The sequence below is a fragment of the Cohaesibacter marisflavi genome (assembly GCF_900115225.1).
Taxonomy (GTDB): Bacteria; Pseudomonadota; Alphaproteobacteria; order Rhizobiales; family Cohaesibacteraceae; genus Cohaesibacter; species Cohaesibacter marisflavi.
Map to the genome: position 1 here is coordinate 26,478 of NZ_FOVR01000001.1, position 25,447 is coordinate 51,924.

General features: G+C 55.9%; 21 protein-coding genes. 7 read left to right on the forward strand and 14 right to left on the reverse strand.

What is annotated here, in order from left to right; all coding sequences use genetic code 11:
• Positions 1-103 precede the first annotated feature (103 nt).
• Positions 104-562 (reverse strand): MarR family winged helix-turn-helix transcriptional regulator, encoded by a 459-nt coding sequence (locus tag BM258_RS00135; RefSeq protein WP_090067637.1) that lies wholly within the window; start codon positions 560-562, stop codon positions 104-106.
• Between the two features lie 66 nt (positions 563-628).
• Between BM258_RS00135 and BM258_RS00140 the strand changes: the two genes are divergently transcribed.
• Together BM258_RS00140 and BM258_RS00145 are read left to right on the forward strand one after the other, a co-directional pair.
• A complete protein-coding gene (locus BM258_RS00140) occupies positions 629-1,111 on the forward strand; it encodes a carboxymuconolactone decarboxylase family protein (protein WP_090067639.1) in 483 nt (160 codons plus the stop codon).
• 19 nt (positions 1,112-1,130) lie between these two features.
• Positions 1,131-2,015, forward strand: a complete 885-nt coding sequence (locus BM258_RS00145; RefSeq protein WP_090067641.1) for an NAD(P)-dependent oxidoreductase — start codon at positions 1,131-1,133, stop codon at positions 2,013-2,015.
• Between the two features lie 46 nt (positions 2,016-2,061).
• Here the strand turns inward: BM258_RS00145 and BM258_RS00150 are convergent, their stop codons facing one another.
• The 4 genes from BM258_RS00150 to BM258_RS00165 all read right to left on the reverse strand — a co-directional run bounded on the left by BM258_RS00150 (position 2,062) and on the right by BM258_RS00165 (position 7,273).
• Complete coding sequence (locus BM258_RS00150; RefSeq protein WP_210186605.1) at positions 2,062-3,069, reverse strand: NAD-dependent epimerase/dehydratase family protein; 1,008 nt, start codon at positions 3,067-3,069, stop codon at positions 2,062-2,064.
• A 175-nt stretch (positions 3,070-3,244) separates the two neighbouring features.
• Positions 3,245-3,952 (reverse strand): NAD(P)H-dependent oxidoreductase, encoded by a 708-nt coding sequence (locus tag BM258_RS00155; protein WP_090067643.1) that lies wholly within the window; start codon positions 3,950-3,952, stop codon positions 3,245-3,247.
• Between the two features lie 235 nt (positions 3,953-4,187).
• On the reverse strand, positions 4,188-6,209 hold the full coding sequence (locus BM258_RS00160) for an acyltransferase family protein (RefSeq protein WP_090067645.1): 2,022 nt from the start codon (positions 6,207-6,209) through the stop codon (positions 4,188-4,190).
• A gap of 398 nt (positions 6,210-6,607) precedes the next feature.
• Positions 6,608-7,273 carry a GntR family transcriptional regulator gene (locus BM258_RS00165; RefSeq protein ID WP_090067647.1) on the reverse strand — a complete coding sequence of 222 codons (666 nt, stop codon included), beginning with the start codon at positions 7,271-7,273 and terminating at the stop codon, positions 6,608-6,610.
• A gap of 152 nt (positions 7,274-7,425) precedes the next feature.
• On the opposite strand from BM258_RS00165, the gene BM258_RS00170 reads away from it, so the two are divergent.
• The 5 genes from BM258_RS00170 to BM258_RS00190 all read left to right on the forward strand — a co-directional run bounded on the left by BM258_RS00170 (position 7,426) and on the right by BM258_RS00190 (position 12,145).
• Positions 7,426-8,418: an NAD(P)-dependent oxidoreductase gene (locus BM258_RS00170; RefSeq protein WP_175527843.1), complete on the forward strand. Its 993-nt coding sequence runs from the start codon at positions 7,426-7,428 to the stop codon at positions 8,416-8,418.
• 8 nt (positions 8,419-8,426) lie between these two features.
• Positions 8,427-9,104, forward strand: a complete 678-nt coding sequence (locus BM258_RS00175; RefSeq protein ID WP_090067651.1) for an RraA family protein — start codon at positions 8,427-8,429, stop codon at positions 9,102-9,104.
• Positions 9,105-9,169: 65 nt separating this feature from the next.
• Complete coding sequence (locus BM258_RS00180) at positions 9,170-10,135, forward strand: Bug family tripartite tricarboxylate transporter substrate binding protein (RefSeq protein WP_090067653.1); 966 nt, start codon at positions 9,170-9,172, stop codon at positions 10,133-10,135.
• An 8-nt stretch (positions 10,136-10,143) separates the two neighbouring features.
• Positions 10,144-10,599, forward strand: coding sequence for a tripartite tricarboxylate transporter TctB family protein (locus BM258_RS00185; protein WP_175527844.1), 456 nt, complete (start codon positions 10,144-10,146; stop codon positions 10,597-10,599).
• Positions 10,600-10,630: 31 nt separating this feature from the next.
• Positions 10,631-12,145, forward strand: a complete 1,515-nt coding sequence (locus BM258_RS00190; protein WP_175527845.1) for a tripartite tricarboxylate transporter permease — start codon at positions 10,631-10,633, stop codon at positions 12,143-12,145.
• Between the two features lie 135 nt (positions 12,146-12,280).
• Here the strand turns inward: BM258_RS00190 and moaA are convergent, their stop codons facing one another.
• The 9 genes from moaA to BM258_RS00235 form a co-directional block, all read right to left on the reverse strand.
• Entirely contained in the window at positions 12,281-13,261 is a 981-nt protein-coding gene (gene moaA / locus BM258_RS00195) for a GTP 3',8-cyclase MoaA (protein ID WP_090067658.1), read from the reverse strand.
• A 91-nt stretch (positions 13,262-13,352) separates the two neighbouring features.
• Entirely contained in the window at positions 13,353-16,430 is a 3,078-nt protein-coding gene (locus BM258_RS00200) for a molybdopterin dinucleotide binding domain-containing protein (RefSeq protein ID WP_090067660.1), read from the reverse strand.
• A gap of 11 nt (positions 16,431-16,441) precedes the next feature.
• Complete coding sequence (gene nrfD / locus BM258_RS00205; protein ID WP_090067662.1) at positions 16,442-17,557, reverse strand: NrfD/PsrC family molybdoenzyme membrane anchor subunit; 1,116 nt, start codon at positions 17,555-17,557, stop codon at positions 16,442-16,444.
• Positions 17,557-18,321 (reverse strand): sulfate reduction electron transfer complex DsrMKJOP subunit DsrO, encoded by a 765-nt coding sequence (dsrO, locus tag BM258_RS00210; RefSeq protein ID WP_090067664.1) that lies wholly within the window; start codon positions 18,319-18,321, stop codon positions 17,557-17,559. Before dsrO ends, nrfD begins: the two co-directional genes overlap by 1 nt.
• Positions 18,322-18,518: 197 nt before the next feature.
• A complete protein-coding gene (locus BM258_RS00215) occupies positions 18,519-19,145 on the reverse strand; it encodes a response regulator transcription factor (protein ID WP_090067666.1) in 627 nt (208 codons plus the stop codon).
• Positions 19,142-20,926: a sensor histidine kinase gene (locus BM258_RS00220; RefSeq protein WP_090067669.1), complete on the reverse strand. Its 1,785-nt coding sequence runs from the start codon at positions 20,924-20,926 to the stop codon at positions 19,142-19,144. The genes BM258_RS00215 and BM258_RS00220 overlap by 4 nt, the downstream gene beginning before the upstream one ends.
• A 270-nt stretch (positions 20,927-21,196) precedes the next feature.
• On the reverse strand, positions 21,197-22,537 hold the full coding sequence (locus tag BM258_RS00225; RefSeq protein WP_090067671.1) for a cytochrome c: 1,341 nt from the start codon (positions 22,535-22,537) through the stop codon (positions 21,197-21,199).
• 11 nt (positions 22,538-22,548) lie between these two features.
• Positions 22,549-24,321: a GMC family oxidoreductase gene (locus BM258_RS00230; RefSeq protein WP_090067673.1), complete on the reverse strand. Its 1,773-nt coding sequence runs from the start codon at positions 24,319-24,321 to the stop codon at positions 22,549-22,551.
• A 3-nt stretch (positions 24,322-24,324) separates the two neighbouring features.
• Complete coding sequence (locus BM258_RS00235) at positions 24,325-25,026, reverse strand: gluconate 2-dehydrogenase subunit 3 family protein (protein ID WP_175527846.1); 702 nt, start codon at positions 25,024-25,026, stop codon at positions 24,325-24,327.
• Between the last annotated feature and the right edge of the window lie 421 nt (positions 25,027-25,447).

The following is a 25,447-nucleotide window of genomic DNA, read 5'->3' on the forward strand; positions in this document are numbered from 1 at the left end:
AAACGGAAGCATTGCCCCCTCTACAGGCTCCTCACCCCGACCTCAGGCATCAGAGCTGTCTTTGGTTCTGCGAGCGCCAAACGAAAGGCCTGCAGATTTGCTCTTATAGAAGGCCAACCAGCCAACGTCTGACGATTGCTTCTTCTTCATTAGAAACGCCTGAAAGCAGATCCTTCTCGAGCGCATATATGCGATCCTTTGCAGCACGAAGCACTTCATGACCAAGCGCAGTGAGCTCAATATGCTGCTTTCTGCCATGAACCGCATGGGGGCTGCGCGTGATCAACCCCGATTTCGATAGATTGCTTACAATCACGCTCATGGTTTGCGGCGTGAGGAAGGCCAGACGCGCCAGATCTGCGCTGGAATGCTCCGGATAGGCTTCTAGCATCACCAGTGCAGAGAATTGCGGTTGGGTTAGCGGCAGATCAGCAAGGACGCTTTCCACGCGATATCGATAAGCGTTTGCTGCCTGCCTGAGCAGATAGCCCAGATATCCATTATCGCCACGCTTGCCTTCTCCTGCCTCGGGCAGGGGAGATTGATTTGGACTCTTGATCATTATAAGAACTCTGATACTAATGTTAGAGTTCTGACATTAATACCCAACCACATCAAAGGTGACAAGATGAATGCACTTTCTGCCCCAACAGATTTCGCCTTTTCCTATGCCGATTTTCAAAAACAGGCGCCTGCGGCTCACGATGCCCTGATTGCCATGAGCAAGTCAGTGGATGCATCAGGGCTGGAAAAATCCCTCACGGAGCTTGTCAAGATCCGCATTTCGCAGATGAATGGGTGTGGCTTCTGCACAGAGCTTCACTTGAGAGCGGCTCGGCAGATAGGGGTAAGCGAGGACAAGCTTGATCTTCTCGCGGTCTGGCGTGATTCTACTGAGTATGATGAGCGCGAACGCGCAGGTCTATTCTGGGCCGAGCATGTCACACAGTCTCCAGTTGCCCCGGTGCCAGAGGCCGAGATGACGGCAATCAGGGCGGTCTTTAGCGACGATGAACTTGTTCAGCTCACGGTTGCCATTGCAAATATCAATGCCTGGAACCGGATTGCTGGTGCCTTGCATTTTTCAGCTGCTAAACTATCCCGCGTATAGGTCATGGGAGGGACCGGCAATGCCGCAAATGGAGAAAATCGGATTTATCGGGCTCGGAACCATGGGGACGCCAATGGCGCTCAAGCTGCTTGAAGCCGGAACACCCCTCATGGTTTGGAATCGGACGTTAGCGCGCAGCCGTCCATTAAGCGATGCCGGTGCCAGCGTTGCCCATGACGTTCAAGAGATGTTTGCCCAATGTCAGACTGTGCTGTTGATGCTCGCCGATGAAGCTGCAATCGATGCTGTTTTGTCGCGAAACACAGCCCATTTTGCTTCTTTGGTTGCTGGCAAGACCGTTGTTTCCTTGGGAACAGTGCCCGCCGATTATTCTGCATTGCTATCCAGAGACGTCTGCGATGCGGGCGGGCGCTATGTCGAGGCTCCTGTGTCCGGTTCCAGAAAACCGGCCGAGCAGGGACAACTTGTCGGCCTTCTGGCCGGTATGAGCCAAGACCTGAAAACAGCTCGCGCGCTCCTGACCCCATGTTGCAAAGATATTTTTGAATGTGGCGAGGTGCCACGGGCTCTCAACATGAAGATCGCAGTGAACAGCTATTTGATAACGCTGGTCACCGGTCTGGTCGAGGCTTGGAATCTGGCAGAACAGAACAAGCTTGATATGGCGCTATTCACCGACATTCTGAATGCGGGGCCCATGGCAAGCGAGGTTTCCAAGGTGAAGCTTGCCAAGCTGCTGACCGGAGATTTCTCCCGCCAGGCAGGCATCGCCGATGTCTTTAAGAACTGCCGCCTCGTCGTTGAAAATGCCAAGGAATTCGAGGCCCCATCACCCCTCATGGATATCTGTTTGAAGCTATATCAAGAAACGAACCACATGGAACTGGAAGAAGATGATATGATCGCTGTATTAGGAGCGATAAAGAGACAGACGCAATCATAAGGGTCAAAAAGGGGCTTTGGCATTGGCCAAAACCCCCGTATTTTTCTTAATGGCGGGTGCTGAATGGTTCTGTTTTCAGCCAGTCGAACATCTGGGCGATGGTGGTCGGTATATCGCGCATTGTCACACCCAGACTATCCCTTCGCGTAAAGTCAAAGCGGGTCGGCTCTTCGGGCTCCCCCTCCAAAGGCTGCGGCATGGCCGATGCTGGTGCATGTTTGGCAAACTCGGCATAGAGATCTCGCCATGGCCAACTGTCATAAACCGCGAAATAGCGCCCAGAAGCATCCGGCTTCTCATAGGCGGCCAAAAACAGCGCCGCAACATCCTCGATATGGCTAAGGGACATGGAGCCCGCCGGGGTTTCCTTGTGCAAGACTTGCTCGCCTTTGTTAAGGCCGACAATGAGGTGGTGACTATCCCCCTCCAGATGTTGAGGCAGGATGACGGGGCCAAGCATCATGGTTGGAATGATGATGCTGAGTCGCATCCCGTGGGCATCGCAAAAGTCCTTCGCGGCGGTTTCCATGACGATTTTCTCGGCCGCCGTAAATTTGCCCGCGTTCATCTGGACCTCCGCGTCGGAAACGGCATTCTCCTCTGTTTTGACAGCAACCGGCTCTGGCGGATTGGTGCTCGACGTGGAAGAGCAGAGAATGACCGTCTTCACATTTTTTCTCGCTGCTGCCTCAAACACATTCATGCAGCCTTCCTTGACGGGTTTTACGATCTCATCATAGCCTCTTTGCCTGTCCAGATCTTTGGCTGGCGTGCCGTCTTTGCCCTTGTAGATTGGCGGGAAGCAGGCAATGAAAACAGCATCCGCGCCTTCAAGGGCGGCGTCAAAGCTGTCGCTTTGCGCCGTATCGGCAGAAAAAAGGGTCAATCTCTCCGCGGCTCCCGGCAGCGCCATGAGATAAGGGCGTTTGCTCTCGTCTTCAGCGTCGCGCATGGTGCCATTGACGCGATAGCCCTTGGCCAGAGCTGCCTTGACGATGTTTGAGCCGACAAGGCCGCTCGCTCCTGCCACGCAAAGCGTTTTGGGATTGTTCATGGTCTTCTCCTTCCCTTGATCTTGTGTCTGTACGTTTGCAATGACTAAAGCCTCAAATGACTGTTTGTGCATAGCCTATAGTAAGGGTGGCAACCGTCAACCGGCATGATGTTGCCATGCGCGAGACGGTTGCTTGCCTCCTATGGATGAGCGCGTTCGGAATGTTCGGGCCTGTTCAGGCGCTTCTCGGTGGCTCGCTGAGGCGATCAGCCAGCATTCCCTGATAGCGCGTTAGTTCATCCGGCCCGGCTCCTGCCGCACCAAGAAAGGCGAGTGGCTCGGAGAAGGTCATGCCGGTATAGCGGGCGCTGGCCTGAAGAGGCGTGAGCACTTGCTCTATCGTAAAGCCAAGGCGACCATCCGGCTGATAGGCATCCGGTCCACCTGCCGTTGTGGTCACCACCAGCAGTTCCACGCCGCGAAGCTCGGAAGGAGCCCCAATCCACCAGATTTCATTCATATAGGCCTTGAGCATTGGGGTGAGATTGAACCAGTGAATGGGAAACATCATTACGATCCGGTCAACCTGCTGATACAGCTTGCGTTCAGCGGCCCGGTCGAAGCCCCACATGTCATCGCCATGGATGCTTTCGAGATTCTTGAAGATGGAGCCCTCTGCCTGTTCAGCAACTTCCCAAAGGGCCTTATTGACCACAGACCGTTCAGGATAGGGGTGTGAGGCCAAAATTAATGTATGTTCATCGCCACGGATCACGGGCCCTTTGGCCTGCGTTTGCGCCTGAGCTTTCTCGCTGGTCGCCATGGAGGTGAAGGCAGAGCCAAGCGCAAGACCGGCTCCGGCTTTCACCAAAGAGCGGCGATCAAGGCTGTTGGGGCTTGCTTGGTCGGAAGGGGTCGTCGGCGTATCACTTTTACGTGGCATGGGCGCTCCTTTCTCAGGGCTGGCTAGCAAAGTGTCACATGGGAACCAGCCGGTAGATAGACCAACGTGGCCACAATCTCTGGCTTCAATTCCTCTTATATAGAGATATTCTCTGCACCAGCCGTAACTAGATCAGCGAAGCCGCTGACAGTCATGAGCCAGGATCATAAAAGCAGGAGGAGGCGATGGCCAATTAGCGCATTGGTTGCACGAAACCTGGCCAGCCGGTTCGGTTCTATTTGGCCAAGAAACCCTTGGCTATCAACTGTTGCTCAATTAGAGCGCTAATACGAGTGGCCATATAGCGAGAAGGGTGATTGGCATCCATATAGAAAACGCCATTTTCATCCTGAGTGGCGCAGCGATCAGTTTGCGTCGAACAAAGCAACTGATCTGGATGAATACGAATAAGATTGGGGGCATCACCTAGGCTGTCTAGCACTTGGTTGGTTAGCGCAGTACGCTCTTTGTAGCGTGTGTAGCTGGTGGTTATTGGGTTCACTGTAAGCGCCTCTTTGCGTGCTGCCGTATCAGGTATGCTTTCCAGTTTACGACGCAGGACGTCTGGTACGTTCCATCCGACAGCAGGGATAGGATAGATCAGCACCACAATATTGCCACTATCAATCAGGTGCTGGAAGGTGGCTCGAATTTTGTCCGCAAGTGCACCTTGTTCGTTGCTTCCACTGGATGTGAAGAGCACGTTGAACAGCTTTTGACGGTTTTCGATTTCTTCCCCACCTTCTCCATTATTATAGAAGTGCCCTTTGTCGAGATACACTGGTAAACGTGCCTTGTAGATTATGATGGCAGGAGACAGGCGATCAATGCTCTGATGAGCCTCCTTCACGTGGGCCTGCGTACAATCAATGGGTTTGCCGCCGCGCACCACATAGGTATCTAAAATGTAAGGACAAGATCCCCGCGTAATGGCGACGTAGGAGCGTTCGTAACGTTCTGCCATATCCCTCAGGGGATAGTCGAAATTCCATGAGTGGCTGTCACCTAGACTAATAATATGCTGATGCGTTTGCGCTTTTTTGTTGCAGGGGTGATCGATAGTGCAATCGAGTCGTTGCCATGACAGCTCCTCAAACACAGCTTCGAGCGGGCCGAGTGACTTTGGAAAACCCTTAAATCGAAGAATGCTAATATAGGCTGCTATGAGGACCAGAAGCATGGCGAAAATCGCAACTATGAGCTTTGTAAAGCCGATGCGCTGCCGATTTCTCAAAGGTTGCTCTATAAATCGATAGGCTAGGTAGGCCAACAGGCTGGCAACAAGAATATAAAGTCCTTTGAGCAAAGGAAGATCAAAAATGTCCAGATTGCGTGCAAAGGCGAAAAGCGGGAAATGCCAGAGATAAAGTGAATAGGAGATCAGACCAATGAATACCAATGGCTGCAACGCAAGAAATCGATAGCAGGGCCGATCATCTTTACCAAATGTGAGGATGGCCATGGTCCCGGCCACGGGCAGTAGTGTTAGTAGGGACGGATGAGGCATGTGATCATCCATCAAGATTATGCAAAGGATGAGCACCATGAAGCCGACTTCTGCAAGAGCGGGATAGTGCTGCCGCAACCTTGTCAGTTTTCCTTGAAAGCTGGCCAGAGCAACAATAGAGCCGCCCATAAGCTCCCAGGCGCGCGTCGGTAAATGGTAAAAATTGAACTTGGCAAAATGAACAGTACCGACCTGGGCGAGCAAAAGTGATGCGACAAACACAGCTATCAACCACTGCCACATTCGGTTTGAAGCATGGCGAATGAGAAGGTAGGCGAACAGAGGAAAGACAATGTAGAATTGCTCTTCCACCGCCAAGCTCCAAGTATGGAGTAAGGGTTTGAGCTTGCTAGCTTCAGCGATATAGCTGTCTTCCAGCCAGAACCAGATGTTGGAGGAAAAACCAAGAGCGGCTAACCCGGACCGTGCATATTCCATCATCCCCTTTGGCAACAGGAAGAAATAGGCAACCGGCAAAGTGGCCAGCATCATGAAATAGAGCGCTGGCAAAATGCGGCGTGCCCTACGTTCGTAAAATGAAATGATGCTGAAGCTGCCTTCCGAGACTTCGCGAAAAAGAATGGAAGAAATCAAATAGCCGGAGAGGACGAAGAATATGTCGACGCCGAGAAATCCTCCCGGCAGAAAAGCGCGGCCAAAGAGCATGAAGTCCGCGTGATAGAAAATGACAGAAAGAACAGCGATGGCTCGCAGACCATCGACTTCGGCCCTATACGCAATGGATGACATAATAGAAAAGGCTCTAACAAAAAAACACAGACTCAATTTGAAATCATTTAGCAATATTTGGCGCACTAGGGAAATAAAATTGCCACATTTCCGCCGCCTCTTTCTCAGAAAATGTCAGTGTTTTGTCACGCTATGCTACCAAAGAGTTGATATCGGCGAGGCTACATTGAATAGGAAACGTAGTTCGGCGTGTGGAGTTCAGGAAAGTGCGATGTCTCAACGACAACGCGCAGAGCCATTCCGACTTGCAAACATGGTGGTGGCGGCTCTTTCGCAGGATGTAGCTTGCGCGCTTTCTCGGGCCTGAAGACTATTCTGGTCCGATTCCACTCATTGAAGGAGTTGATCACATTTGGGAGCGGTGTTTTGCTCTACCTCTCTTCTCGCTTGAGAAGCGGCTAGCTGCTCGACAGGGTTTTCAAAAGGCTGATGCGCTGCATGCGGCCTCGCCTGACATGACGGCGGGCTGCTTCTTCAGCAGCAGTCGTATTTCCATCCTCGATTGCCTGATAGATTTCTTCATGGTCTTGTAGTGACCATGTATTGTAATCATAGCGCCCTTGTGTCGTGCCTCGGATCATGCCTGCCGAAACCAGAAGAATTTCTGCGCTGCGCAGCAGATAGCGGTTGCTGGCAATTTTGTATACACAACGGTGAAAGCGGTCGTTGATATCCAGAAAGTCTGTTTCATCGGTGGCTCCCCGGCGCTGTTCATCCAGAATGCTGCGCAATTCGATGAGATCCTTGGTGTTGGCCTTTTTCGCCGCCAGCTTGGCCGCAAGGCATTCCACGGCCTCGCGCATGTCATAGATTTCCTCTGCGCGCTCGATATCAATCTCAGCCACAACGATTCGGCCACTTTCGACCGTGGTCAGAAACCCCTCATTCAGCAGGCGACGAATGGCCTCCCGGGCGGGGGTTCTGCTGACCTGAAACCGGTCGCAGATATCAGCCTCACTGACGCGTTGGCCTGACGTGAAAGCGCCATCCCGCAGCAATTCTCGCATTTTTGCATACACTTGATCGCTTAATGGAAGGTCCGCAATGTCCTGCTGAATTGGCATGACGAGAAAACTCCTACAATTTCAGTCGGATATTAGATATAGCCTGACGCTCTGTGATTGTAAATGTATTTTGCATTTGACTTTATCATCATATTTGTATACGAAAAAAGCAATTAAGTTGTTAAATGGATACAGTAGCAATGAGCTCTGAAATGCAAAAAATATTGGTCACGCGCAGCCGCATTGACAGCTCTGCTGTGGACCTGCTCAAGGAAAACGGCTTTGAATGCGTGTTTTCTCCTCCCTATGCCAAGCCAGAAGAAGTGGTTGAAACGGCGAAAAACAACAATGTATGCGCGATTATGGTGTCTCAGGGCAAGATTACGGATGCCGTGATCAAGGCCTCTGGTTCCGTCCAGGTCATCGCCAAACATGGCAGTGGCGTGAACAATATCAATCTGGCTGCCGCTGAAAAAATCGGCATCCCTGTATACAGAGCTGCCGGAGCCAACGCGCGAGCAGTGGCCGAGCATGCCATTGCGCTCATTATCGCGCTGCGCAAGTCATTGCCTTATCTCGATGAAGCAACCAAGGGCGGTAATTGGCTCAAGGGCTCTTTTATCGGCAAGGACTTTGCCGATACCAAACTCGGCCTCATCGGTTTTGGTGCTATTGGTCGCGAAGTGGCTGGTATGGCCATGGCGCTAGGTATGAAAGTCTCCGCGTTTGATCCGGCTTTGCTGGCCAATGGCGGTGCGGCATGCCCTGAAGGTGTGGAAGCGGTTGCCGATATGGATGCCATTGCAACCAAATGCGACGTCATCTCTCTGCATTGTCCACTGGTTCCTGCCACCAAACATCTGGTCAATCGCGCGTTTCTGGAAAAGATGCCATCCCATGGTGCCATCGTGAACACCGCTCGTGGCGGTATGATCGACGAAGATGCTCTGGCCGAAGCGCTGGAGAAAGGCGTTATCGCAGGCGCTGGCGTGGACAGTTTCGAGCAGGAGCCTCCTGCCGCTGACTCCAAGCTTTTCAAGGCCCCCAATCTCATCGTCACCCCCCATGCTGCCGGTCTCACCCCTGGAGCCGAACGCAACATGGCAACGATGGCTGCCCGTTTCATCATTGACCATTTTGAAGGTCGGGAAATAAATCCCGCCTTTCTGGCAACTTCCGCCGCGCTTGGCGGTCTGCAAGAATAGGAGAAGACATGGCTGAAGGTTTCAGAATCAAGGAAAGTTGGGACCGGGTAAATCCGGATCTGATCGCCCGCGCTGCCAAACTGCCTGTATCCAACATTAGTGACGTCATGAACCGCCACACAGGGGCTCCTGCTAGCATGCGCCCCCGGCATCGTCAGGGCGTCCTCGCTGGCCCGGCCCTCACGGTCAGTGTTCGTCCAGGAGACAATCTGATGCTGCATAAGGCCCTTGTTATGGCGCAGCCAGGTGATGTGATCGTCGTAGACGCCGGTGGCGCTCTGGACAATGCCATCATGGGTGAGCTGATGCTTGCACGTGGTGTGTTTTCCAAGATTGCCGGTGTGGCTATCTGGGGTGCAATTCGCGACCTCGACAGCATCAGCAAACAGGATGTACCAGTCTTCTCGAGCGGCATCAGCCATCGTGGCCCTTACAAGGATGGACCGGGTGAAATCGGCTTCCCCATCGCTCTTGGCAATATGACCGTCAATCCTGGCGATCTGATCGTTGGCGACTGGGACGGCCTTGTCTGCCTGCCAAAGGATAGCGCCGCAGAAATTCTCGACCGTGCTGACAAAAAGCACGCAGGCGAAGAACGTCAATATCAGACGACCATTGAAGGCAAATATAATGGTGACTGGATTGACAAGAACCTCAAGGAGCTTGGGTGCGAATTCATCGCGTAACGCCCCGAGGTCTCTATAACCCCGCAAATATTCTCATCGATAAATACTAGGGAGGAACCTGATCGATGTTTTTCAAACCCTTAAAGACGGCCGTTGTTTTCTCGGCTCTTGTTGCTGCAGCAGTTCTGCCTGTCCAGGCTGAGGACTTCCCGACCCGTGGTCTCGAATTCGTTGCCGGTTATGGTCCTGGTGGCGGGCACGACACCATGCTGCGGTCCATGGCCAAGGTTATTCGCGAAACCAATCTCATTGACGCATCCGTCAATGTCGTGAACAAACCTGGCGGCGCTGGTGCAACATCGCTTGGCTATCTCAACAGTCATGAAGGGGATGGCCACTATCTGATGGCTGCCACTTCATCCTTCATCACAACACCTTTGACGGCAGATGTTGGCTTGAACTACAAGGACTTCACCCCGATTGCTCGTCTGGGTATCGACCCGACCCTGCTGGTTGTTCCTGCGTCCTCCGACATCAAGACCCTTGATGACATTAAAAACGCTGGCCGCGTGCTCAACGTTGCTGGTGGTGGCCGTGGACAGATCGAACATATTGCAACGATCATGGTGTCCGATGCCCTCGACGTGAAACTGAACTTCGTGCCGTTCCAAGGCGATGGTGAAGTCGCCAGTGCGCTGCTTGGTCGTCAGGTCGATTTCGCCATGATCAACCCGGGTGCTGTATCCGAGTTCATCAAAAGCGGTCGTATGCGTGCCATTGCCATCTCCACGGAGCAGCGCGCTGAAATGTTCCCGGATGTCCCGACCTTCAAGGAAAAGGGCTATGATGTGGTCGCCTCGGTTTTCCGTGGTGTCGTTGCTGCCAAGGATATTCCGGCAGAGGCCAAGGCTTATCTGTCCGAAATGGTTGAGCGTCTGCAGGAAACCCCGGAATGGACCGAACAGTATCTCAAACCAAACGGGATCATTCCTGGTTATCTCGATGCTGATGCTTTTGCTGCCTATCTGGAAAAGACCAACAGCGTCTATGAAACCAACCTGTCCAATCTTGGTCTCCTGAAAAAGAACTGATGGGCACCATGAAAACTGCAGAAATTACATTTCTGGCAATTCTGGCGGCTTTTGCCGCCAGTCTTGCGATCGGTTCGCTCGATCTCAAATATGCTGACGAATTCTCCTTCGGCCCCGGTTTTGTGCCGTTGAATGTTGGTGTGCTGATCGTCATCTGCTGCGCTTTGCAGGCCTTGCGGAGCCTTGCCAAAAGTCGGAAGGAAGCGGCTGAAGCCGGAGACAGACAAGAACACGCGGACACGTCCCCCAATATCGCCGGTCTTCTGATCACCACGGCTATCATTGTTCTTGGTGTTGCTGCCATGGCGCTTGGCTCTGTGCTCGCACCCATCTTTGCCATGATCTTCCTGCTGTCCTGGCGCGTCGCGCACCATCCGATCACATCGTCACTATTTGTCGGCGCCACCACGACCGCCGCCATCTATGTCATCTTTGCCATTTGGCTGAATCTGCCGGTGCTTTGAGCCGCAGCAAACAATTCACGGGACGAAATGCATGCTGGATTCGTTATCTCACCTGATGGTGGCGTTCAATCAGGTCGCCACGCCGGAAAACCTGCTGCTCATCTTTGTGGCTGGCTTGATCGGCACGCTCGTTGGTGCCTTGCCCGGCCTCGGGCCATCGGCGGGTATTGCTCTCATGATGCCCCTGACCTTCGGCATGAGCCCGATCTCGGGTCTCTCCCTGCTGACAGGCGTTTATATGGGTACCATGTATGGCGGGCGTCTGACCGCCATTCTCATCAACACCCCCGGCGACGCCCCCGCCATTGTGACGGCCATGGAAGGCTATCCCATGATGCAACGGGGAAAAGGCGGACAAGCCCTCGGCATCTCGGCCATTGCCTCCTTTGTCGGCGGTATTTTTGGTCTGCTGATGCTGATCTTCTTTGCGCCGATCATCGCCGAATATGCCATCTTTCTCGGGCCTCCGGAATATTTCATGCTGATGCTGCTCGGCCTGAGCATGATCATCGTGCTGGCCGGCTCCGATCCGCTCAAGGCGCTGATTGCCACGCTGGTCGGGGTTCTGCTCAGTACCATCGGCAGTGATTATGTCTCGGGCAATGTGCGCTTTGCCGTTGTGCCTGAACTGATCGAAGGGGTGGACTTCGTGGCTGTCATCATTGGCCTGTTCGGTATCGGCGAAGTGCTGGTCAATGTCGAAGAACGCATTCGCCTGAATATGGGCAAGCCCAAATTCAAATTCAGCGAATTCATTCCCGGACTGGCTGAACTGCGCCATATCAGTTTGCCCACCCTGCGTGGCTCGGTGATCGGCACCGGCATCGGCGTGTTGCCCGGCGCGGGCGCGACCATCGCCACCTTCATCGCCTATATCACGGAGAAAAAGCTCTCCAAACAGCCAGAGAATTTTGGCAAAGGGGCATCCGAAGGTCTGGCCAGCCCAGAAGCGGCCAACAATGCGGCGGTTCCCGGCTCGCTGATCCCGCTTCTAACGCTCGGTATTCCGGGCTCGGGCGGCACGGCCATCATGCTGGGGGCGTTGATCATGTTCGGCCTTAACCCCGGCCCGATGCTGATGATCCAGTCAGCCGACATTGTCTGGGGCACCATCGCGGGTCTGACCATTGCCAACCTGTTCCTGCTGGGCTCGAACATCCTGTTGATCCCGGTCTTCGTGAACGCTCTGCGCCTTATTCAGAACCATCTGAATGCCATCGTTGTTGCCTTCTGTCTGGTGGGGGCCTTCTCCATCAACTATGGCACCTTCGATGTCTGGGTAACCGTTGTATTCGGGGTCATCGGCTATCTGATGAAGCGCGCCAACTATCCAACCGGCCCGTTCATTCTGGCTCTGGTGTTGGCGCCTCTGGCCGAGAACTATCTGCGTCAGTCCATCATGCTGGGGCAGGGGTCTTGGGGTATCTTCGTGCAAAAGCCGCTCACGATGACCTTTACCATTCTGGTGCTCGGGGTCGTTCTGTTCGGTCTCGCCAAGGCGCCAATCGCCAGCTATGTCAACAAACGGCGCAATCAAGCGGCATAAAGACCACCTGTCTTGCGGAAAACGAAATGGCCAGCTCATCGGGCTGGCCATTTTTTATTGGGGCAGCAAATTTCACGGGCTTGGTAAAAAGCTTGCTCCGGTTTCTCTGCTCTTGGGCAGGGTTGCGTCGTTCGACTAGCCGCCCGTTGCCGCCATGGCCCTGTCAACGGGTGCAGACACTTCATTGAAATTATGCTGCCATGGCTTGAGAGCAATGGATTGGCGGATCAGCTCCATCAATCCGTCATCCGAAATGCCCTCGCGCAAGGGGGCCTTGAGGTCTGCCGAATGGCTGTTGCCAAGGCACATGTAAAGGGTGCCGTTCGCTCCGAGCCGCACCCTGTTGCAGGAGGCGCAGAAATGGCGGGACAGGGGCGTGATAAGGCCGATTTGTGTCTGCGTGCCGACGATGCGCAAGTAGCGGGCAGGACCGCCGCCAGAGGCAATGTCATCCACCAGTGTGAAATGCTGCTCCAGTTGTTGCTGCACCACTTCGAGCGGCACATAGCGCGACACGGCGTCACTGCCACCAGCCCCCATGGGCATGGTTTCGATATAGCGCAGGGTGAAGCCTTGCGCCGCGCACCAGCGGGCCATGTCGACCACTTCGTCGTCATTGATGCCCTTCATCACCAGCATGTTGATCTTGATGGGGTAAAAGCCAACCGCCCGCGCTTTTTCAAGCCCGCGCAACACCTTGGCCAGATCGCCCCCATGGGTGATGCGCGAAAAACGCTCCGCATCAAGGCTATCGAGCGACACATTTAGCCGACTGACACCCGCCTCGAACAGGGCGTCTGCATGGCGCTCAAGCAACAGCGCATTCGTTGTCATGGAAAGATCATCAATGCCGGGCAGGGCATGAAGCTGCGCAGCCAAATCCGCAACGCCCTTGCGCACCAGCGGTTCGCCCCCTGTAAGGCGCACCCGATGCACGCCCAGCTTGGCAAACGCTGCCATGATCCGCTCGATTTCATCAAGCCCAAGGCGACTGCTCGAGGGCGCAAAATCTGAACTGCCAGCAGGTAGGCAATAGAAACAGCGCAGGTTGCACCGGTCCGTCAGGGACAGGCGGACATAGTCGATCTTGCGTCCATAGGGATCGATAAAGGACATGGCGCTTTTCCTATTCCTTTTTTTGCTTGGCAAAAGGGTAAAAAGGCTGCCGGAGAGGACCCCGACAGCCAAGGTTAAGGGAGGAGATGCATCAAGCAAGTTTCTCGATTTTCGCAGGCAGCCCCTGACGCACGGCGGCCCCCGAGATCGGATCAACCCAGACGCCGGGCTTGGCGCGTGTCGGGTCGATCAGGCCCAGATCATTTTGCAGCACGCCGCTTGCCTGCTTCGGATCTGCTGCCATGGTGATGCCGTCGACGGTAATGTCCGCGGCCCCGAAGCGGCGATGGCCAAAGCCATGCTCGATGGCAACCGTGCCCGGCACCACCCCGTCCCGCACGACGGCCACGCTCTCGATGCTGCCACCCGGTGTGGTGAGGCGCACCCTGTCACCGGTCGTGATGCCATGGCTTTCCGCCACATCGCGGCCGATATTGAGTGTGTTGGTCGCAACGATCCTCAGAAGTGTCTTGGCCCCGACGGAGTAGGAATTCTGCAATGGCGATTTGAAGCTGATTACCTTGATCGGCCAGTCGCTTTGCGGATAGACCTCAGCCACCTTGCTGCCATCGGAGAATTCCGCTTCGCGCCATGTGGGTACGCCGGGCGAGCGCTTGCCTGTCATGGCATTGCGCGCACTGCCGACCCCTTCGTTATAGACAAGCATCGGCTTGCCGAACGGATGCGCGCTTTGTTCGCCCTTGTAGCTCTTGTCTTTATTCTCGTAGCGTCCGCCCTTGGCATAGATCGCCGCCGCTTTGCGCCATTCATCGGGCTTGAGGGTTGATTCCAGCTGATCACGGATGCGGTCAACGCCAGATACCATCATGTCATCGTCGCTGGCGTCAGGCACGGACGAGCCGCCCACGGTTGCCACATTCACCGCACCTCGCAGATAGAAGTCTTCGGGCCGGTTGAGCGGATGCATGGTGCCGTCCTTATCAGGGATCGCCTCGTCACCAAAGCCTGGCAGGCCCATGCGCTTTGCTGTTGCTATGAGGAACATGTCGACATCGATCGGCACGCCATCGGCAGTTCTTTCCACCTTCGGGTCGACCACCGGCCAGCGGGCCGTGGTGATCTTGGTGGGCACGCCGTTCCATGGCTTGACGAACCCCCAGCTTTCATACATCACCGTATCCGGTACGATATAGTCGGCCAGAGCCGTGCTTTCATTGATGAAAGGATCAATGGAGATGATCAGCGGCACCACCTTCGGATCTTTCAGCTTGGGCACCAGATGCTCGATGCCTGCAATACCATAGATTGGATTGGCATTGCGCAGGATGAGCGCCTCGATATTGTAGGGGTAGCCGTTGACCATGGATGAGAACCATTCCGTCGCCAGCCCCGGCGCATTGGGATACCATGGCCCATCGGCAGGGAAGGCCTTGCCCGCAGCTTTCTTGGCCTTGAATTCGGAGGTCTTCTCGTAAGGCACATTGCGTCCCAGTGGCAGGCCCTTGGGTTTAACGCCGCCCTTCACCTTGGCCAGATCATAGGCTGGACCATTGGTGTCCGGGTACCAGCCGCCCAGCATGAGGGTGCCGCCCTTCCAGTTGAGATTGCCAATGAGCGTGTTGAGCATCATCAGCGCAAAGGCATTGTAAAAGCCCGAGCCGCTCATCATGCCGCCATGGGTGTTCACCGCCGCCTTGCGGCCATGGCTGGTGAATTCATTGGCAAGGCCGGTGATGGTTTCGACCGGAATGCCGCAAGCCTCAGAATAGTCTTCATAGCTTAACCGCCCGGCTTCCTCGCGCAGCAGAGTGAGGCCGGTCTTCACCGCAACAGGGCCTTCCTTGCCCTCTACCGTGCCATCAAAGAACAGCGGCGCAGGCTGATCGCCCACTGGCACGGGGCCATTCTCAGACGCAACCATATAAGGGTCGCTATCGTCATAGGCCTTGGCGTCTTCGGCCAATTCCAGCCCCATGTCGGAGCCGCGCAGCAACTTGCCCATGCGCGGATGGGTTTCATCTGCGATGACCAGATGGGTAGCATTGCTCCAGTTGGCTTCACCAGCTACCATTGCGGCTTTCTTGGATGGTTGGGCCAGATAGTCCTTGTTGATGCGGTCATTCTCAAACATCCAGCGGATCATGCCCATGGCAAGGGCGCCATCCGTGCCCGGAACAATCGGCAACCAGCGAGACCGATCCCCGGACGGGCCGCTCTGGGCATGGTTAAGCACCGGATCGACCACAACATAATCAAGTTTGCCATCGCTGCGGGCTTCAGCCACCAGCGCGCCAATGCGCTTGAAGGGGTTGCCCGCATTACCCGGTGCTGTACCGATGAAAATGATGAATTCGGCTTCCTCAAAATCCGGCTTGGCGTGTGGCATCTTTTTCACATCGCCAAACATTGCGCCCGAACCCGAACGATAGGAGCCACCGCAATAGGAGCCATGGCGAGCATAGTTGGTAGAACCATAGGCCTGTTTCAGCCAGCGCAGATTCATGTTGTCTCTGCCATCATTGACCGAACTGAGCATGACAACACCATTGGCGCGGGGGCCCAGCTCAGGCGCATCGGCCTTGATGGGTGTCTCCAGATCGCGGATTTCCCGCAGGCCTGCCACCTTGCCCTCGCCAAACAGATCGCCGCCTTCAACCACTTCTTCGACAAGCTGCTCAAAGCTGATGGTTTCCCATTGGCCGGAGCCACGCGCACCGACGCGCTTTAGGGGCTTGAGCACCCGACGCGGATTGTCGATCTGATCAAGCACGGCATTGCCGCGCCCGCAGGCCGTGGAGCGATGCAGCATGCCGTCGCCAGCGCCCGGTTGCCCAAGCGCAACAAGGCTTTCACGGACTGGTGTTTCATAAGGCAAAAACTCGGTGGTGCTGAGCGGGTTATAGGGGTTGCCTGTAACGCGCAGGACCTTGTTGTTCGCCTTGTCGACACGCACCCGCACACCACACATGGTGGTGCACCCGATGCACATGGCGTAGCTTACCGCCTGATCGGGATTGAGCTCGATGTCGCCATTGGCGGCCACTTTATATTCCGGCTCAGGGGCGTTGCCGGTCAAATGCTTGCGCGGCACCTTGCCGGACCATTTGCCTCGGGTGATCTTTTTCACCGGCTCGGCATAGCCTGCGGCGAACGCGCCCAGCGCTCCGATAGCGACGGCGCCCTTCAATATGTTGCGACGTGTTGACATGGGCTTTCTCCTCAGACAGTGCGAGCGGTTTGGGCAGAAGTGGTGGCTGACGTATCGTCAGGCAGGTCTGCTTCGGCCCATGGCACAAAGGTGGTGTAAAGAATGAGCAGGAAGATCCAGAGCCCGAAGGTGCCGATCACTCCCATGAGGCCTTCGATACCGGTGGGCATCAGGGCGTCATAGAGGCCGGAGCCGACCTTCGGCACCGCCTGTCCGCCCATGAAGACTGTCCAGCGGAACATCCAGGCGGCGTGAATGGCGATCAGGCCCGTGAACCAGCCCGAGCGAGCCGGTAGCGTCAGCGCGATGACAAAGGGAATAACGATGGCAGCGGCAGCCCAAAGAGCGATGCGCTGCCACACGGTGAAGCCTGCAACAGAGGCGAGTGCTTCGGTGTGGCTCTGGCTGATGCCTGAAAAGGCGACCGCGAACCATAGCGTGCCGATGATGGCGACCACGCCAAGAGCCAGCGCCAGCATGCGGTTCATCTTCGCTTCCACAATAGGACCGGTGGCAAACAGGCGACCAAGAATGAGCATCACGCCAAGCGCACCAACAGCACCGGTTGCTGCAAACTGGAAGGGGAGAAGTGGCGTGTGCCAAAGCGGACGGGAATAGACCACGGCCACTTCCATGCCGGTATAGGTGAGGATGCCGAGCGCGGCGACGCCTGCACCAATGCCTATGAGGCGTGCAAAGCCATTGGCCGGACTACCGAAGGCGAGAAAGCGGAAGAGCCATGCAAAGCGCCAGTCATCCTGACCCCAGCGATAGAAGGCTGGCCGGTTCACCGCCCATGCATAAAGCAGCAGCAAAGTGACATAGGACGAGACGATCCAGGCGCCCCAAGCCATCCATGAGGTGGCGTGGGTATAGACGAAGAACTCCCAAAAGCGACCCGGCTGATGCAAATCGGCCAGCAGAGCAACGGGGCCGGAAATGCCGGTCGTCACGGCTGTGATCAGCGCCAGCCGGGCATGGGGCAGGGAGGAACCACGCCCGAAGACAAAGGCAGGGAAGGTGAGAAACAGGGCAGTCGTCGACATGCCGATGAGGAAGAAATATTGCACGGCCCAAGGCAGCCAGGCGGCTTCATGGACGGCACCAACAAGCTCATGAATTTGCATCACCGGCCCTCCTCGTGATGGTCAATATTGGTCGTGAGCGGAGGACGATAGGCGGCTTCGCCAGCCACGCGCCCGTCGAGCGCTTCGTCCAGTCCGATATAATAGACATTGGGTGCGGTATGCATTTCCGGCCGCAGAACTGAGACTTCATGCTCTTTGAGCAACTTCGACACCGTGCTTTCGGGATCATTGAGATCACCGAAAATGCGGGCGCCACCAACACAGGTTTCCACGCAGGCCGGAAGCAGCCCTGCTTCGGTGCGATGAATGCAGAAGGTGCATTTGTCCGCGGTCTGGGTTTCGTGGTTGATGAAACGGGCATCATAGGGGCAGGCCTGAACGCAATAGGCGCAGCCCACGCAGCGTGATGCATCCACCAGCACCTCGCCGGTGCCTTCCTTCTTGTAGGTCGCCTCGACCGGGCAGACCTCGACGCAGGGGGGCTCGTCGCAATGGTTGCACAGCCGTGGCAGCATCACCATGGCCGGATCGCGCCCTTCCTTGACGACTTCATAAACGGAGACATGGGTGCGGAAAGAATCTTCCGGCACCGCATTCTCCATGATGCAGGCCACTGTGCAGGCCTGACAGCCGATGCATTTGCGCAAGTCAACGACCATGCCCCATTTGGGGCCGGTCGGCTGGGGGCCATCGGAGGCTGAACCGGTTGCAGCTGAAGCACTGTTTGCGCCAGCGACCGTTGCCGCCGCGCCAATGCTCACCTGTCCGATCGCTCCAAGAAATTGGCGACGAGAACTGTCCATGGCTGGTCCTTTCACTCCGCCCCACTTTCTGCTTACCGATTGGTTCGGCTAACGATGGAGGCGTTGGGTCTCTCAAGGACCGTCCTCTTGTCCGTCAGAAGGACGATGCAAGAAGGGCGGCCGGTCTGTTAACCAGCCTAGAGAGAGGAGCAAAAGGAGTGAATCAGGCCAAACCCAAGGCCCTTAGGGGGTAACCCCTAAATCTTGTCCCAATTGGCTGTGACAAGCTGCCGCACCAGATCGGCGGGCGTCGTGGCCTCCATCTTGGTCATCAGGTTATGGCGGTGAATTTCCACCGTCTTGAGGCTGATTCCAAAGTCTGCGGCAATCTGTTTGTTCTGCTTGCCGTCCATGATGGCGCGGGCGACATCAACCTCGCGGCCCGTCAGGCTCTCGATGCGGCTGGCAATGGCGGCCTTCAGGGCTTCATCCTCAGCCCGGGCGCGAGCCTCCTTGAGGGCATCATTGATGCGTTCCACCAGCGCCATGCCGTTGACGGGTTTCTCGAAAAAATCCAGAGCGCCCGACTGGATGGCCCGCACGGCCATGGGTACATCCGCGTGGGCGGTGATGATGATGACGGGCAAGGCACAGGCGCGGCGTTTCAATTCATCCAGCAGTTCCAACCCACTCATGCCGGGCATGCGCACATCAGCCAGAATGCAGCCGATGAGCGCGCCGTCAAGCCGGTCGAGCAAGTCTAACGCCGAACTATGGGTTTCGATGGTAAGACCAAGGGAAGAGAGCATGAAGCCGAGCCCGTCGCGCACGGCCCGATCATCATCAACGATATGAATGATTCCATCCTCATTGATCGCATTCATTCAGTTTCTCCCGCAGGCAGCCAGATGGCCACTTCAAGTCCCGGTCCGTTCGATGGGGAAAAGGCGCGCATTGAGCCGCCATGGGCTTCGACAATTGATCGGCTCAGGGCCAGACCCAACCCGATCCCCTCGGTCTTGGTTGTATAGAAGGCTTCGGCGAAATGGCCAAGATCTTCTTCATCCATGCCGTGGCCAAAATCGCGCACGCTGAGCAATATGCCCCGCCCGCCTTCTTCTTTCTCGCGCACAGTGAGGATAGCCTCGCGACGCTCCGCTGCCTCCTCGTTCATTGCGTCGATGGCATTTTGCACCAGATTGAGCACCACTTGCTGGATCTGGATGGGGTCGACACGCAGCGCAGGCAGGCCGGGAGCCAGATCGAGGATCACGCGCACCCCGGCGCGGTTGGCAGAAGCTGCGTAAACGGCGGCGCAATCGGCGATAAGTTCGGGCACGGTGATGGTAACGGGCTTGGATTCCTTCTTGCGCACGAAAGCCCGGATGCGTTTGACGACTTCCGCTGCGCGTTGCGCCTGTTGGGCGATTTCGGTGGATGCCAGCTCCATGTCTGCGCTGCTGAACCGATCTGCCTTGATGCGCAGCAGGCACCCTTGCGCATAGTTGGAAATCGCCGCCAGCGGCTGGTTCAGCTCATGAGCAATGGAGGAGGCCATCTCCCCCAGAATGGAGAGGCGAGCGACATGTTCCAACTCGCGCTGATGTTGCCGGTCGGCCTCTTCGGCGCGTTTACGCTCTGCCATTTCCTGCTTCAGCTTTTCGTTGGTTTTTTTGAGGTCGCGGGTGCGCTTGCGCACAAGGCTCTCGATGCGCACCGAATAGATGGCCCAGAAGATCAGGGCACCCGCCAGAATGATCAGCCAGTCGCGATAATCCTCGATGAAGTCGGAAAGAGAAATCGGACCGGTGCGGGCATAGGGGCCGATCTGCAATTGCCGCAAAACGTCATGCACCGATTGATAATCCAGCGGCACCGTCCAGAGATTTCCCTCCTGAATGCTGAGGAGCGTTACGGCCACTTGCTTGGCAAAGGCGGCATCGGTCTTGGGTGTTTTGGCAAAGGGCCAGTTGGGGTAGATCGGACTGGAAATGGCGCAGTCGGTCGGCATGTCGTGGCGCAGCGCAAAGCCACGCAGCGCGCCATAGCGGGCGGGGTTTTGCTTCTGCAACAGCTCCAACGTGCAAGTGCGCATCACCGCCGCGTCGGCCTTGCCATCCAGCACTGCCTCGGCCACATTCTGCATAGGATAGCCCGTCTGAACCAGCTCAACACGGCGAGGGAGTGTCGGGTCCTGCTTGTGCATTTCTGCCCAGATGACCTGAAAACCGCCAAAGGCTTCGGTGGTCATCACCGCCAGCTTCTTGCCCACCAGATCTTCCATGCTTTCAAAGCCATCGGCTGTGACCAGCGTGGAGGCGACCGGCTGGTCTTCCTCAGCAGTGGCGATGCGGCTTATATGATGGCGAAATTCCAGCTCAGCATAATTGCCCGGGTTGGTGAGCACGAAATCCAGCTCTCCAGCATTAAGCGCCGCATCAAGACCATCAATGTCCAGAGCCACCAGCTCGAAGCGCACATCGGGAAAGGCAGCGCTCAGGCTGTCCGCCGTCTGTGCCCAGTGAGTGAGGGAGTGCTTGGCCCCCAGATAGTCCAGCACGCCGATCCGCTTGACTGTTTCGGCCAAGGCGGGGTGAATCCAGCATACAAGGCTTATCATCAGCAGCGCAAAGAGCCGGATGGGACGGGAAAAATAGCTTTTCATGATAGTGGTTGGCCGCCCTCAATCCTGTTTTTGGAATCCACGCCCCAAGCGTCTTTGGAGAAACGATAATGCTTTTGACTGCTTTTTCATAGCAGTTTGCAAGGGGACTATATGGCACGAAGAGGGCAGCTCCAACGGGGGAACAGGGGGCCATACTGGCGCGCTCTCTCAAGCGCCCCTCTGACGATTCGGCCTGAAGGTCGGCTGAAAAGAAAGGCGCCTGAAACGGTCAGGCGCCTTTTTATTGTTTGTCAGTTGGTAAAGGCCGGATCAGTGGCGCACGGCCTTGACCGCATCCGCAGTTACCGCACCGGCATCATTGCCCCAACCCTTGCGCAAGAATGTGGCGAGGGCTGCAACATCCTCATCGCTCAGGCGCTCGGCAAAACCGGGCATCTTCAGCTTTTCAGGGCGTTTTGCCGTTGAAGGCATTTCCGCACCATAGAGGATGGTCTCGATAAGGCCCGTGGTCTGATCAGAGGTGACGAGCGAGTTATCACTCATCGCCGGGAAGACTTCTGCCGCCCCTTTGCCGTTGGTCATGTGACAGGCCGCGCAATTGTCCATGTAGAGCATTTCGCCTTCATCAAGGCCGATGCCCTTGGCCAGCTTGAGCGAAGTGGCATCCGTGGCATTGTCGATCTGACGCGGAGCGCTGAGGCTCTGGTCAGGAACAGACGGAGCCGGTTGCCGCTCGCCTTTGACGATGTGATGCAGATAGGCAACCATCGCGTCGGCGTCCTCGTCGGTCATATATTGCAGGGAATCCTTGACCGCCAGCGCCATTTCACCGGCAACCGCCGTGTGAGCATTGCGTCCGGTGGTCAGGTAGGCTTTGAGGTCTGCGGCAGACCATCTCTGTGCAGCAGAGCTGGCGCTACGCAGGTCTGGCGCTTCCCAGCCGCCAATTACGCCGCCGGAAAGGAAGCCGTCATCCTGAGCAGTCTTGCCACCCTCGGCCATGATCAGGTTGCGCGGGCTGTGGCAGGAGGCACAATGACCCGGACCCTGCACCAGATAGGCCCCGCGAGCCAACTGCTCGTCAGAGGCGACGGCGTCTGTTTCAGGCTTGAAGCCGGAAGAGCCGAGGGCAACCCAGTTCCACAGGCGAATGCCCCAACGCTGGTTGAACGGGAAGGCAAGCGCCGTCTCTTCCACCTTGTTGTTCACCGCAGGCACCTCATTCATGAAGTAATCATACATGGCGCGAATGTCGGTTTCGCTGAGGTTGCGATAATTCTCGTACGGCATGGCCGGATAGAGATGCTCGCCACCCGGAGCAATGCCGTCGACTAAGGCGGCGCGGAAGTCGTCCAGTGACCAATTGCCGATGCCTGTCTCTTTATCAGGCGTTATGTTGGTTGCCCAGATGGTGCCCATCGGGCTTTCGATGGCGCGGCCACCGGCAAAGGGCTGGCCACCCTCGGCCGTATGGCAGGCGGCACAGTCGGCCATGCGCATGGCATATTCGCCCTGTCCGGGCGCAGGCTGCCAGTCCGCAGAAAGCGGTTCGCTGGGTTTGGTCAGTTGCGGCGGCACGAAGATAATGGCCAGAAGCACGATCACGCCAAGGCAAACCAGCCCCGCCAGAATACGAAGGTAAGTTTTCATCTTTCAGTCCCTCACATCAACGGGCGTGGATTTTTGAGATAATCCTTGCGGATGGCATCCGCAGCCCAATAGGCCAGCGCGCCGAGCGGACCGGTCGGATTATATTGCGTGTTCTGCGGATAGGCGGATGCACCCATGACGAACACATTGTGGCAATCCCAGCTCTGCAGATAGCGGTTGATGACAGAGGTTTTCGGATCGGTACCCATGATCGCACCGCCCACATTATGGGTCGACTGATAAGGCCGCACGTCATATTGCGAACCGTCGTGCTTGAAGCCCGAGGCCATCTTGTCCGGATTCATGGACTTTGCGACTTCCTCGATCTTGCCCTTCATGAACTGGGTCATCTTGATGTCATTGTCCTTCCAGTTGAAGGTCATGCGCATCAAGGGGCGACCGTGGCGATCGGTATAGGTCGGGTCGAGATCTAGATAGCAATCCCGGTAGGACATGTTAGAGCCATGAGAGCCGATGGACATCTTGCAGGCGTACCACTGGCCAGCCGCTTCCTTCCAGCCTTGTCCCCATGAGGGTGTGCCCGGAGGAGTGGAAAGTTGTTGGATTGGGCGTCCACCCGTATGACCGCCGGTGATGTAGCTGCCGCCGATGAAGCCTTCTTCGGCGAAATCGATCTGGCTGATCGAGAAGTCGTCAATCGACATTCCGACCGAGCCGGTGCCGATGAACGGATTGAAATTTTTGTCCTTGAAGAACAGGGCTGTACCACCGGTCATCTGATAGGAATAGTTCCGCCCCACGACACCTTCGCCGGTTGCCGGATCATAAGGCTGACCAATGCCGGAGAGCAGCAACAGATGGACATTATTTAGGGAATAGGTGCAGACAAGCACCAGATCTGCAGGCTGGAACACCTCGTCACCGGTCTTCTCGTCGAAATAGGTGACGCCCGTGGCGGTTTTGCCATCGGCTGCCTTTTCGATCTTGAGCACCTCGGCATGGGTCTTGTAGCTGAAATTCGGCTTTTGCTTCAGCGCATCCAGAATACAGGTCTGTGGCGATGCCTTGGAATAGTTGAGGCAGCCGAAACGTTCGCAGAAGCCGCAATAATTGCAAGGGCCAAGCTGCATGCCATATTCGTTGGTGTAGGCGCGGCTGGCGTTGGCTGCCGGACGCGGGAAGGGATGATAACCGAACTTGCGCGCCGCATCGGCGAAGAGTTCCGCATCATAGGTATTGTCGAGCGGCGGATTGGGATAATCCCTTGCTCGAGGTGCTTCAAACGGGTTGCCGCCTTCCTGTATTTCACCATTGATGTTGCCGGCCTTGCCCGAGATGCCCATCATATATTCAAGGCGATCATAATAGGGTTCCAACTCTTCCTGTGTGACGCCCCAGTCTTGTATCTGCATGCCTTCGGGAATGATGTCGGCGCCGAAGGTTTCCTCGACATAGGATTTCAGCCGCAATTCGACATCCTGCGTGCGCCATGTGTGGCCATTCCAGTGGATGCCAGCCCCACCGACGCCATCGCCGGGCAGGAAAGAGCCCAAATGCCTATAGGGCAGGGCAGTCTGCTCTGTATTATGGCGTACGGTCAGCGTCATTTTGGTTGGCTTCTGCATGAAGCCGTAGCGGATGCCATATTTCAATTCGTCAATCACACCCGGATATTGAAAATCAGGCACGGTGTTGCGATCTTCGCCGCGTTCAAGGGCGAGGATTTCAAGCCCTTCCTGCGCCAGTTCCATACCGAGAATGGAGCCGGTCCAGCCCAAGCCGAGGATCACGACATCTTTTTTAGGATCTGTTCTTGTAGCCATGGATCACGCCCTTTCGCCGGAAATGGATAGTGCAGGCAGCGGATAGGTCTGATTATGTCTGGTAACCCATTCTGTGTAGGCTGCGCGGGCACCCGGGAAGCCGATATAGGCCCAAGCCTTCAATTGGTAATTCCCGCCATATTTCGGATCGGCAAAATAGCCTTCCTTGGTGTTTTGAAGCAGAAACGAGAAGAAATCGCGCAGCTCGGGAGCAAGGGCGACGTCACCCTTTTGCAGCGATGTCAAAGCTTTGTCCTTTGTGGCGGAATCCAGATTTTCAAAGGCATCGCCATGCGTGGTCTGGCACCATTCCTGAAAGGCTGGAATGGCTTGCCGGTAGATCTGGGCTGGTGTCAGCGGAGACTGAAAGCCCAGAAGTGGGTCGGCATCGGGCTGATGCGGTCCTGCCATATACCAGTCGGAGGCGTCGCCAAAGCTGCCTGCCATCTGCAGGTCGATGAAGACCGGAACGCGGGTTTCCAGCGCTCCCGGACCATCGCCTTCAGCCGGGATCAACCGGTCACAGGCAGCCATGACGAAACGCCATTCGTCGGCGGTGAAATAAACAGGCTCATACTCTTCCAAAGGCGGTAGTTCGCCCTGCGCATAGGAAAGAGACGGGTTCATCAGGGTTGCGTAAGCGGCACTCGCCGCAGAGCCCATGAGAAACCCTCGACGCGAAACACGCCCTGGAATATCGGTCACGAAAAACTCCTTAGGTCCAAATTGGGAGAAGAAATTACATTGATATATTTCAGTAGGTCAGGGCCCCGACTATAAGCCGATCACATGACAGCTCAACAGTTGCTGTAATTTTTCTAAAAAGAGTGCACCGCTGGCCAGGAGGCGTTAAATTTTGCCTCTTTGTGATGATTTGTTCTATTAAAACAATATCTTATATTGATAATAGGGCTGATTTGGACGTCCGGTTTTGTGCAGCTATGGTGTGAATGCAAGACTGCTTTGCCTTACGTGCTTAGCCGTATTGTAAAAATTGTCATGCTCAATCGCTGGTCAGGTCCGGATCGGAGGAAGATTAAAAAGTGAGTCGGTTCTTCCTCGCTCCCAGGCTAGCAAAAGGAAAGCCGCCAGACCGGAAGGCCTGACAGCTTGATTTGGTTTAAAA